The sequence below is a fragment of the Burkholderia sp. DN3021 genome (assembly GCF_049805555.1).
Classification (GTDB): domain Bacteria; phylum Pseudomonadota; class Gammaproteobacteria; order Burkholderiales; family Burkholderiaceae; genus Burkholderia; species Burkholderia pyrrocinia_C.
Window position 1 is genome coordinate 1 of record NZ_JBNCAB010000141.1, and the last position, 10,215, is coordinate 10,215.

The window sequence follows — 10,215 nt, forward strand, 5'->3', positions numbered from 1 at the left end:
CGAGCGCCGCCTCGATATTCATGCCGCTTTGCTTGCTCTGGCTGCCGCCGTCATCTGCTCTAGATTCGTGGATGACTTGTGTTAGCGACTCTGAGTCACTCACCATTCCAAAAATTGGAGTGGTCGAGGCAACCATTCCGAATCTGCAAAAGGTATTAGCCATGCGTGGCATTTCGACGCTCATCTCGTCGCCAATTACCTCGGGGATCTCGCGGTAAGTTGGGGCGTCGAGCATATCGAGGGCGAAGTCGTCGAGACGCGACTGAATGAAGACGGCGAAATCAAGTCGGCCCGGCTCCAATCGGGTGCTGAGATCACGGCAGACTTTTTTGTCGACTGCTCAGGGTTCAAGGGGCTTCTGATCAACCAGGCGTTGAACAAGCCGTTCATTGATATGTCACGTTCCCGGCTTGCTGACGGCCCCTTTGGCGGAGCAAAAATCGGTAGGCCGATGGCTCGTTAAAGCAACTGCCAGACTCCATCGGCAGCAGTGACCGTGCGAAGACCCGGCAGGGACCGGCAACGATGAAAGCGGAAAGCGCGCCGGGGCTCGCTACCCACGCTGCTTTTCCTCGAAATACGGCTGACGTGCCGCGACGAGACGCAACTCGTCGAGCAACGCCGCGGCAGCACGCAACAGATCGTCGAGCGTGACGATGCCCACCAGTTGGCCGTCGTCGCCGACGACCGGAAGCCGGCGTATGCCATGCTGCCGCATGCGCTTTGCGAGCAGCCAGACATCTTCGTCGCCGTTTGCAACCGCGACGGGTTCCGACATGATGTCCCCGACGAACAGCGAGCCCGCCTCCGCGCCCGGGCTCACCACGGCGAGCACGATGTCGCGGTCGGTCACCATGCCTACCGGCAGAAGGTGCCCTTCCCGTTCACGCACCACGACCAGATCGCCAGCGTGCGCATCGCGCATCCGTTCGGCTGCCTCGACGACCGTGATCGTTTCGAAACACGTGGCGACATCGCGAGTGCAGAGCATCGCAGCATTCATGTCATCTCCTGGTTGTCCCGGGCAACGCGAATCGTCACCGCGGTTCGGACATCCTTGACCGTCGATCAACGTCTGCCCTGCTCCGAACCGATCAGGCAATCGACAGTCGATCGACGACTTCGCGCACACCCCTCACCGCCCCTGCCGCGCCGCACGCGGCACGCTTTTCCGCCAGCGATGCGACCGTGCCCGTCAACGTAACGATGCCGTCGGCCGCGTCGATCGAAATCCCCGCGGATTCGCGCTGTGCGCGTCGCGCAAGCGCTTCGGCAATCCGCGCGCCGACGTCCGGCACCGTATGGTCGGTACGCACCTGGATGCGGTTCGCCACGCCGACGACGCCGATCATCCGGCTCACCATCGCTTCCGCCGCACGGCTCTGGAACGCGTGATCCACTTCGCCATCGAGCGTCACGCAGCCGTGATCGACCTCGACGCGAATCTTGTGATCGCGTAACGCGTCCTGCCAGCCGAGCGCGAACGTGATCGCGATTGCCAGCTCCTGGTCGGCGCAGGCGTTCTCCGGCGGTGCAACGTTCAGTTCGAGCACCAGCGCGCGCGCGTCCGCGACATGCAGCGCCGTTTTCTGCGCCTCGAGTTTCTGGGCCCAGCTGTCGACCGTGCCGCGCAATGTGACGATCCGGTCGCGGACGTCGACGTCGATCCGGCGCGCGTCGATCGCCGGATTCCAGAAAAGCGCCTGCTCGACATCCTGCTTGAGTGCTGCATCGGACTTCATGGCGGTCTCCCGTCGGCCCGTGTCGATCGCGAGTCTTGCAATCGGATGCGTGCCGCACCGCATTCAGCATCGCGCATGGCGGCTCGGGCAGCTTGACGAGGATCAATCATTCAACAGCGGGCTTGCCGCAGCGGGCGGCCGGCGGGCGACGCCTGAATGCATCCGTTGATACGGTTCGGTGCGCCACACGATCACGACACCGGATTCCACGAAAGCCGTGGCAACCGGAACGCTTCCAAATTCCTCTTACGATATCGGTGTGTTCCAAGATGAAACACGGCATCGCCGCAGGTATTGAGCCAGGTCAACGGGTTCACCGCCGCGCCGCTGTAGGAAACGTCCTACAGCCCTTCCGCATCACCTACCTCATCTTCAATGCCGGCTGATTTCCCTGGCGCTGCGCGGCATCCATACTTCCCATCAAGAACAACAGACACACGTGCCTCCCGGCGCAAAGGCAGCATCACCGTCGAGACCGGCGCATCGGTCTCCTGGCCCGTCCGGTGGGGTTCTCCCTTCACGAAGGCGGCAGACACCAAGGCCGCCAGCAATACAGCCAGCGCGATCCTGCCCGACAGCAATTCGCCGCTGCCCCACGAATTGGAGCCGATCATGGAGAGCCATGCCAATGTCTCGACGACCATGCCGTTGCACCCGTTACGCCCGTTGCGCCCGTTCATCCCGCTGCGTCCCGTCGAGCCGTCGGACCAGCCGAAGCGCGCCACGTCCCGCTGCTCGACGTGCACGTTGCGTACCGTCTGCATGCCGCCCGATCTTTCGCCTGACGATTTCGCGCGTCTCGACGCAATGATCTGCACGACGCGTCACGTCAGGCGCGGCGAAACGCTGTTTCGCGCGGGCGATGCGTTCAACAGCATCTATGCAGTGAAAACCGGTTCGTTCAAGACCACCATGATGCATCGCGACGGCGACGAGCAGATCACCGGCTTCCAGATCGTCGGCGAATCGCTCGGGCTCGACGGCGTGCACACCGGGCACCACAACGGCGACGCGATCGCGCTCGAGGACAGCACGGTCTGCATCATTCCGTTCGGCCAGCTCGAGCAGATGTGCCGCGAAGTACGGTCGATGCAACATCACGTGTACCAGATGATGAGCGGCGAAATCGTCCGCGAATCCGCGCTGATGCTGCTGCTCGGCACGATGACCGCCGAGCAGCGCGTGGCCGCATTCCTGCTGAACCTTTCCACGCGCTTCAAGGCACGCGGCTACTCGGCCGCGGAATTCGTGCTGCGGATGACGCGCGACGAGATCGGAGAATATCTCGGGATGAAGCTCGAAACGGTCAGCCGCATGCTGTCGAAGTTCCAGCACAAGGGGCTCGTCGCGGCGCACGGCAAGCAGATTCGCATCGTCGATTCGGACGGCCTCGAGCAAATCTGACCTCGCTGCGGGTGCGTCGCACGCAGGCTCCCGGGGCTCGCCGACCTCCGCACACTGGACATCCGACAGGCTCGCGCATGAGCGTTCCTGTTCAGCCGACAAGCAAGGCTTTGTCGGACCTTGCCCGGATCGCCGACCATGTAGAGCGCTTTCGAGTCGGGTCGATCGGCTGGATCGGCTGCGTCGTGCCTGTGCCGCCGACGGCCGCACGACGGCACTCGAAGCATGCCGCTACCCGTCGAATGCGGCACATCTTGCGACGACGCAGCCGCCGGAGACTCATTGGTCGTGCCCGCCCAGTTTCCGGATCACCGCCTTATACCCGATTTCCCCCGATTCGGCGTTGCAACCGTAGGCATCGGCCAAGGCGCCGACCATGAGTGTTCCATTGGCATGCGCGGCCTGATCGGATTTTTCGTAATCATCTTCCGAATCGAACGCGCGCGGCCTCAGCTGTACATACTCATTTCGATTGCCGCAACCGAACGTCACACGCCGGCATTGGCCGCTGTTGTTCCAGTCCATGTAATACATCGCATCGCGCGGCTCGATGCGATCACCGGGTTTCAGTGTGCGCTCGTAGACGCGCGCGGTGGAATCGCTCGCTTGTTCCTTGCGGCACGTCATGTCGAGCCGGTCGTAGAAGCCTTGCGCCGCCACGTGCGAGGTCAACTGCATGCGAACCTTCTTGTCGTGGCTGACACCCTCGGTCATGCGCTCCACGGCCTCGTTCAGGATCTGTATTCCCATCCCCTTTTTTCGCGCGTCCGGCGCCACGCACAGCACATGCAGCTCGACTTGGCTGGCGATGTCGGTCGCGTTCTTCCGTGACTCGTCCGTCCGGAAGGTCTCGTAAGCGAATACGCCGACCGGCTTCGCCTTGTCATACGGCGTCGCGCCGTTCGCGCCGGTATCCTTGCAAAGGTATCTGGCCAGATCGGGTTGCTCCGACCTCGATTCGGCGAAGAGGCGGGCGCCTTTGCGCTGCTGCGTTTGCTGGTTGCGGTGGAGCGGGTAATAGTTGCCATACAGCCAGTAATCGTCGGCGTGGGCCCAGTACGGCTGGCACATCCTGTTGACGATCGCGTCGACGCCGCCGTTGCTTTCCAGACGATGCAGGTCTTTTCCCCATGTGCTGTTCAACTGTTTGCCCGTTTTCACGGTGACAGGCCGGCATTCGATTTCCGCCGATGCGTGCCGAGGCATGGCCGCGCTCGCCACTGTCACCGCCACCGCAATCAGCACGCCCTGTATCGATACGCACTTACCCCAGATTCGCGTCTTCATGATGTTGCCCTCCGTTGGTTGGTCTTTGCTCCATGCCGCACGCTCACAGGCACATCGCTTTTTTCGCGATCGCCCATCGGTGCATCCGGTCTTCGAGTCCATTGACACCGCCGTTGATGCGTCTCGTCAGCGACACGAAATCGCCCGAGTCGGCGATCAGGTTGCAGCCGTGCCGTTCCCACCACCAGGCCGCCGAGCGCGCGGCCAGCGGTTCCCGTTCGAGGAGTTCGGGCTGGCGCTCGAGATCGGCACCGAGTGCGTTGCCGCATTCGCGGTAATTCGCGCGCCCGGTGATCTGGATGAGCCCGCGTCCGAGGAAGCGCCTGCCATCGCCCGCCTGGACGTTGCCGAGTTCGGCGGCCTTGCGCGACGGCGGCTCATAGGCGCGCTGTGCAGTTGTCGGCCCCCACAGCTCGCGCGTGAGCGTGAAGCCGAGCGTCTCGTGGCCGGTCTGCGCGACGAAGGCCGCGATACGCCCGGGGGTCGAGATGCCGAACTCGGCCATCGCGGCGGCAAGTGCCGGATACCAGCGTTGCGCGAGCACGGCGGATACGGCGGCTGCGGACTGGAATTCATCGGGTGTCATCGCGTTCTCCTTGCGAGGCATGGGCGAGCGAGGCCGCGCCGGACGCGCTCGGCGGTGAGGAAACGGTCGAAGCAGTCGACGCGGCAGCGTCGTCCACCTCCGAACGCGTCGGGCTGCGCGGCGAAGGCGGAACGTTGCGATGCGCAGCCGGCCCGGTTCGTTGCGATTGCGCGTCGATCGCGGCGACGATCGCGCGCAGCGACTCCGGCTTGACGCTGACTTCACCTGCGAACGGACGGTCGACGGCAAGCACGAAGAAGAACGCGAGTCCGAGCGTGAGCGCCCAGCTCGCGACGAGCGCGATGTTGAAGCGCGTGCCCGGAAGGATGTAAAGGAGCAGAAACGACACGACACTCGCGAGCAGCACGACGCCCCACAGCGTGGCCGGCATCGCGACGTCGAGCGTCAGCAGGCGCTGTTCGCGATGCTTGGCCATCTCGTTGACGCGTGCGAGCACCTCGCCGAGCAGCACGCGTTGCCGCTCGCTGCGCGGCTCGATCCGGTTGGCCATGTCGAACAGGCGATCGAAGCGGGCCGCCGCCTGCGCATCCGCACTCGCGTGCTGCTGCATCGTCGGCCACTCGTAACGGACGACACCGTCGAGATAGGCACGCAGCGCGCCCGAGACGGCGTCGGCGACCGGATTGCCGAACGCGGCGAGATCGCGCGACAGCTCGCCGGCCGCGGTCGCTTCCGCATCGACGGTGCGCTCCGCGCTGTTGTACGCGTCCCACACGCTGATCGCCGAAAACGCGACGAGCAACGAGTTGATCGTCGTGATGACCGACACCATCGTGATCGCCATCGCTTGCTGCTCGGGATGCAGGTCGACCGGCGCGATGCGGCGGAACAGCGCGTAGCCGGCCAGTGCGGCCGCGACGGTCGCGGTCACGATGAAGAGCCCCATCAGCCATGACGGCCAGTTGTAAAGGAAGAGCATGGTCATTCCCCGATTGCGTTTGCGCCGTCCTGACGGCCCGTGCGCGGCGCGTCTGGCGACAGCATCGCGCGTGTGAATTCGGCGAGCCGCTGCTTGACCGCATCGGCCGGCATCCCCGTTTCGAGCGATTGCTGAAGCCGCAGCAGATCCGCCGCGAGTTCGCTTTGCCATTGCACGCGCTCGGTCGCCGCATGGGCGCGATGCGCTTCGAAGGTCGCTTGCGCGGCGGCCGCGGTGTCGCCGCGCACGAGCGTCTCGAGCGTTTCGACGAGCCGGTGCAGCAGCCGATGCACGGCGGTCGCCGAGAAGCCGCCGAGCATCGCAAGCGCCGGCTTGCCGAAGCTGCGCGTGCTTGCGCCGTCGTACAGGTGCGGCGGCAGCAGTTCGACGAGAATCAGGCCGGCGATCACGCCGAGAATCAGCCGCGCGCCGTACGACGCGTCGTACTTCGGGTCGTATGTCGAATTCGCGACGTAGCGATGAGCCTGGAACAGCGTTGCGAATGACGCGCCGAGCCCGGCGCAGAACATCAGGAACAGCGCATTCCACAGCAGCCGGGTGCCGTGCGAATCGAGAAACCCCTGATCGATGTTCGCGACCGACACTTCCGGCGACAGCGACGTCGCAATCACCGCGACCAGAAACGTCGCGGCGGAGAGCGTCAGCGCGCGGATCAGCGGTACCGGGCCGAGCCACGCGAAGCGCGAGCGGACGCGCAGTTCGCCGTCGAGCAGCGTGACCGCCTGCGGCGTCGCGGGCGCGATCGCGACCGCGAGCCGACGATGAATCGCGGCAAGCGCATACGATGCGCCGTGCACGGACGACGCATCGTCCGCCGCGGATTCAGCCGCGGCGCGCGACGCCGCGACCATCAGCATCGACAACTGCGCGATCAGATCGGGCGCCACCGCGATTCCGTGCTGCAATGCGTAGCGCGCCATCGCATTGCATTCGATTTGCAACTGCCCGATCAGATCGCGCCTCGATGCGGCCGTGTTCGTACCGTTCGCTTCGGGCGGTGCGTCCGCCGTTGTCCGGGACCATGAACGATGCGTGCGCATGACGGTTCTCCTCGAGGTCGGCGGGCAATGCGCGCTACAGCCGCACTTCGTCGCCGCAGTTGCCGCCCGGCGCCAGGACCAGCATGCCGCCCTTGTCGCGATACACGAATACGTCGGACCAGTCGCGCAGCCGGTAGCGCACTTCCGCGAGCCGTCCGTCGGGCGTGCACAGGAACTGGACCGCCTTGTCCGCGCCGAGGAAGAAATCGTGCAGTTGCGCGTTCTTCAGCTCGTCGAGCCGCACCACCTTGTTGTCGTGCTCGTTCAGGTAGCGGCCGAGATTCGTGAGGCCGACCGCACGCGCCATCGCGGCAAGCTCGGCGGCGTAGCCGGCGGGCGCATAGCCCGTGCAGCTCCCGTAGCGGTTCCAGTGCTGCTGGAATGCATCGGCGCTCGCAGGCGCGATATACGGCGCGGCATCGCCGGGCAGCGTGTCGGCCGGAACCGCCGCCGTGTCGCAATCGCGCCGAGGCGTATACAGGCCGATTGCCGTGATCCGGATCGGTGTGCCGTCGGCGGCCTGGCGCGCGGACGGCGGCTGGCCGGCCGTGCATGTCTGCGCGCCGTCGCCGCCGGCGCACGAGCCGAGCTTCCAGGACAGCGACAGCGTCCAGTCCTGCGCATGTGCGCCGGCGCAGGTCAGAATCAGGCTGGCGGCGCAGGCCGCCCGGGTGATGCGCAACAGGGTCGACATGTCGAATTTCTCCTTGTGTGTGGCGACGTGCGCCGGCCGACGGAATCGGCCGGCGATCGGCGGTAGCCGGCGCGGCTCGCGGGCAGTCAGCGGGCCGCCTGCTGCAACAGCTGGCGAAGGTTCTGGATGCGTGGCAGGCCGGCGCCGAAGCGATTCGCGACGTCGTATTGCACGATCGGCGTGCAGATCATCCGGATCAGCTGAAACAGCGCGGCGACGCGCTCCGGCCGGCGCGGCCCGAGATGGCTGGCGATCTGCGGATCGCTCAACAGCAGCGCCGCGAGCCCCGTGATGTGCGGCGCCGCCATCGACGTGCCGGATTCGGCATTGAACGCCGACCCGGGCACGGTCGATACGACGCCGACGCCCGGCCCGCACACGCCGATTTGCGGACCATGGCACGAGAACGTCGGCGCGAAGAGGCCGTCGGGCGTCGCGGCCTGCGCGACGATCTGCGTTTGCTCCCACGTGTTGCCAGGCAGCTCGCGCTGCAGCCCCAGCGCCGACACCGCGAGCACGTACGGCGACGAGGCCGGGTACTGGACCGGGCCGCCCGAATTGCCGGCCGCGACGATGCATGCGACGCCGGATTGCACGGCCTCCATCAGCTTCTGCTCGACGGCGAGCGACGCCTGCGGCGCGCCAAGGCTCAGGTTCACGACGTCGATGTCGTGGTCGATGCAATAGTCGAGCGCCTGGATCAGCGTACTGAACTGGCCGCCGGGAAAGATCTTCAGCACATGGATCTCTGCGTCGGGCACGAAACCGCGCATCGCCATCTGCGCGTCGGCAGCCTGCGGACTGATTCGCGCGGCGATCACGCCCGCGCAATGCGATCCGTGGCCGATCACGTCGTCCTTCCAGGTATCCGGGTTCTGGTCGTTGGTCAGATCGGCGCCGCGCAGGATATGGTTCAACAGCGGATGCGACGCGTCCGCCCCCGAATCCACGATCGCGACGCGAACGCCGCGTCCCGTCGCCGTGGCGGGAAGCTCGTCGAGGCCCATCAGGCGCTGCCCCCACCCGAGCGGCGCACGCGGCGGCACGTTCGGGTTCGGCTGGGACAACGGCGTGAGCCGCACCACGTTCGCCTGATCGCTCGACAGCAGCGGCGCCGGCAAATAGACATTCCAGTACGTGTGGGGCGGTCGCACCGCCAGCGACTGGAGCGGACCGGGCGCCATCTGCGCGACGGTCAGCGTCGTTTCGCCTCGCGCGTCGGTGGTGCCGCTCACCGGGAAGCCGTCGCCCGCGAGCGTCACCGGCACGCCGGGCTCGGGCTGGTCGTTCGCTCCCAGCACGCGGATCGTCACCGGGCGCAAGATCACCGACGCGATGGCCGCCTGCGGACGAAGCTCGGCGCCGGACTCATGTTGCGGCTTTTTCCCATAGCCGAGCGGATGATCCTCCTCGACGATCATTTCCGGTGGCGCCGTCGCCTGCAGCACTTGCGCGTTCGCGGGATCCATCTTGACGACATACGTGTCGGTCGCTTCGTCCGGCCTCGCCGACATCATCTGCGCGTTCTTGTGGCTGTTGATCACGCGCACGACCTCGACGCCGGGGAGCCGGCCGACCGCATTGTCGAGGTCGTGAGCCGACATCGGCGTCACGGCCGCCTGACGTGCGAGCACGCCGCGCCGAGGCGCGATCAGATACTGGCGCTTGCCGCTCGTCACGTGGACCGCTTCGCCGGCCGAATCGGGCGGCGTGACGTCCGATGCGGTAGCCGCGCTGTCCGTCGGCATGGCTGCCGCCTTCGCGGCGGCGGGCTTCTTGTCCTTGTCCATCGCAATCTCCTTCGCGGCGCGGCAATTGCGACGCGTCGCGGGGTTAGTCGGTCAAAAGTAACGGGCGCGCATCCCGACGCGATCGGATCGTTGCGCGACGGGCGTCCGTCGGGTGCGCCACCGCGCGGTCACGCACGGTGGCGCAGGTCTTCAGTTGCAGCGGTCAGTGGAATGCCGGCTGGACAGGCATGACGGAGAACGGCAGAAAGCCGCCGAGTTGTCCGGCGACGGAGCCGACGGTGGGTGCGACCGACTTCAGCACGTCGCCGAACACGCCTTGCGGCGCGAACGCAGCCTGCGGTTGAACGGCAAACGGCAGCAGGCCGCCGAGTCGGCCGAGCAGTTCGCCGATCATCGGCGCGGCGGTGCCGACGATGGCCCCGCCCACACCCTGTGGCGCGAACGCTGCCTGCGGTTGCACCGAGAACGGCAGCAGGCCGCCGAGTTGTCCGGCGACGGAGCCGACGGTGGGTGCGACCGACTTCAGGATGTCGCCGAACACACCCTGTGGCGCGAACGCTGCCTGCGGTTGCACGGCAAACGGCAGCAAGCTGCCAAGTTGGCCGAGCAGTTCGCCGAGCACCGGCGCAGCGGTGCCGACGATGGCCCCGCCCACGCCCTGCGGCGCGAACGCTGCCTGCGGCTGCACCGAGAACGGCAGCAGGCCGCCGAGCTGTCCGGCAACGGAGCCGACGGTCGGCGCGACCGACT

Annotated in this window: 13 protein-coding genes; 2 read left to right on the forward strand and 11 right to left on the reverse strand. The window is 66.1% G+C overall.

The window, feature by feature from the left end:
* Positions 1–235 (reverse strand): hypothetical protein (locus tag ACPUER_RS34890; RefSeq protein WP_425133354.1); only part of this gene is annotated, 235 nt, incomplete at its 3' end.
* Between ACPUER_RS34890 and ACPUER_RS34895 the strand changes: the two genes are divergently transcribed.
* Positions 155–463: a tryptophan 7-halogenase gene (locus tag ACPUER_RS34895; protein WP_425133355.1), complete on the forward strand. Its 309-nt coding sequence runs from the start codon at positions 155–157 to the stop codon at positions 461–463. The two genes, ACPUER_RS34890 and ACPUER_RS34895, sit on opposite strands and share 81 nt — an antisense overlap.
* A gap of 90 nt (positions 464–553) precedes the next feature.
* Here ACPUER_RS34895 and ACPUER_RS34900 read toward each other — a convergent pair whose 3' ends face one another.
* From ACPUER_RS34900 to ACPUER_RS34910, 3 genes are all read right to left on the reverse strand, one after another.
* Positions 554–1,003, reverse strand: coding sequence for a CBS domain-containing protein (locus tag ACPUER_RS34900; protein WP_072436883.1), 450 nt, complete (start codon positions 1,001–1,003; stop codon positions 554–556).
* 91 nt (positions 1,004–1,094) lie between these two features.
* Positions 1,095–1,742, reverse strand: coding sequence for a BON domain-containing protein (locus ACPUER_RS34905; RefSeq protein WP_175963578.1), 648 nt, complete (start codon positions 1,740–1,742; stop codon positions 1,095–1,097).
* Between the two features lie 341 nt (positions 1,743–2,083).
* Positions 2,084–2,506: a hypothetical protein gene (locus ACPUER_RS34910; RefSeq protein WP_425133357.1), complete on the reverse strand. Its 423-nt coding sequence runs from the start codon at positions 2,504–2,506 to the stop codon at positions 2,084–2,086.
* Between ACPUER_RS34910 and fnr the strand changes: the two genes are divergently transcribed.
* Positions 2,409–3,146 carry a fumarate/nitrate reduction transcriptional regulator Fnr gene (fnr, locus tag ACPUER_RS34915; RefSeq protein ID WP_425133356.1) on the forward strand — a complete coding sequence of 246 codons (738 nt, stop codon included), beginning with the start codon at positions 2,409–2,411 and terminating at the stop codon, positions 3,144–3,146. The genes ACPUER_RS34910 and fnr overlap by 98 nt on opposite strands.
* Positions 3,147–3,425: 279 nt before the next feature.
* Here fnr and ACPUER_RS34920 read toward each other — a convergent pair whose 3' ends face one another.
* The 7 genes from ACPUER_RS34920 to ACPUER_RS34950 all read right to left on the reverse strand — a co-directional run.
* The gene (locus ACPUER_RS34920; protein WP_425133350.1) at positions 3,426–4,433 is read right to left on the reverse strand and encodes a GNAT family N-acetyltransferase; all 1,008 of its coding nucleotides are present in this window, start codon (positions 4,431–4,433) and stop codon (positions 3,426–3,428) included.
* 43 nt (positions 4,434–4,476) lie between these two features.
* Positions 4,477–4,977, reverse strand: coding sequence for a glycoside hydrolase family 19 protein (locus ACPUER_RS34925; protein WP_347068711.1), 501 nt, complete (start codon positions 4,975–4,977; stop codon positions 4,477–4,479).
* Between the two features lie 28 nt (positions 4,978–5,005).
* Entirely contained in the window at positions 5,006–5,965 is a 960-nt protein-coding gene (locus tag ACPUER_RS34930) for a DUF4239 domain-containing protein (RefSeq protein ID WP_425133351.1), read from the reverse strand.
* The gene (locus tag ACPUER_RS34935) at positions 5,962–7,020 is read right to left on the reverse strand and encodes a hypothetical protein (RefSeq protein WP_425133352.1); all 1,059 of its coding nucleotides are present in this window, start codon (positions 7,018–7,020) and stop codon (positions 5,962–5,964) included. The genes ACPUER_RS34930 and ACPUER_RS34935 overlap by 4 nt, the downstream gene beginning before the upstream one ends.
* Before the next feature lie 34 nt (positions 7,021–7,054).
* Complete coding sequence (locus tag ACPUER_RS34940) at positions 7,055–7,714, reverse strand: hypothetical protein (protein ID WP_175963574.1); 660 nt, start codon at positions 7,712–7,714, stop codon at positions 7,055–7,057.
* 86 nt (positions 7,715–7,800) lie between these two features.
* On the reverse strand, positions 7,801–9,504 hold the full coding sequence (locus ACPUER_RS34945; protein ID WP_310137876.1) for a S8 family serine peptidase: 1,704 nt from the start codon (positions 9,502–9,504) through the stop codon (positions 7,801–7,803).
* 163 nt (positions 9,505–9,667) lie between these two features.
* Positions 9,668–10,215, reverse strand: a 548-nt coding sequence (locus ACPUER_RS34950; RefSeq protein ID WP_425133353.1) for a hypothetical protein, incomplete at its 5' end; no start/stop codon positions are given.

What these genes read in the sequence shown, in the direction of transcription:
- ACPUER_RS34920 (WP_425133350.1), bottom strand. Translation starts at nt 4,433, where the DNA reads ATGAAGACGCGAATCTGGGGTAAGTGCGTATCGATACAGGGCGTGCTG.
- ACPUER_RS34945 (WP_310137876.1), bottom strand. Translation starts at nt 9,504, where the DNA reads ATGGACAAGGACAAGAAGCCCGCCGCCGCGAAGGCGGCAGCCATGCCG.
- ACPUER_RS34900 (WP_072436883.1), bottom strand. Translation starts at nt 1,003, where the DNA reads ATGAATGCTGCGATGCTCTGCACTCGCGATGTCGCCACGTGTTTCGAA.
- ACPUER_RS34940 (WP_175963574.1), bottom strand. Translation starts at nt 7,714, where the DNA reads ATGTCGACCCTGTTGCGCATCACCCGGGCGGCCTGCGCCGCCAGCCTG.
- ACPUER_RS34905 (WP_175963578.1), bottom strand. Translation starts at nt 1,742, where the DNA reads ATGAAGTCCGATGCAGCACTCAAGCAGGATGTCGAGCAGGCGCTTTTC.
- ACPUER_RS34930 (WP_425133351.1), bottom strand. Translation starts at nt 5,965, where the DNA reads ATGACCATGCTCTTCCTTTACAACTGGCCGTCATGGCTGATGGGGCTC.
- ACPUER_RS34910 (WP_425133357.1), bottom strand. Translation starts at nt 2,506, where the DNA reads ATGCAGACGGTACGCAACGTGCACGTCGAGCAGCGGGACGTGGCGCGC.
- ACPUER_RS34935 (WP_425133352.1), bottom strand. Translation starts at nt 7,020, where the DNA reads ATGCGCACGCATCGTTCATGGTCCCGGACAACGGCGGACGCACCGCCC.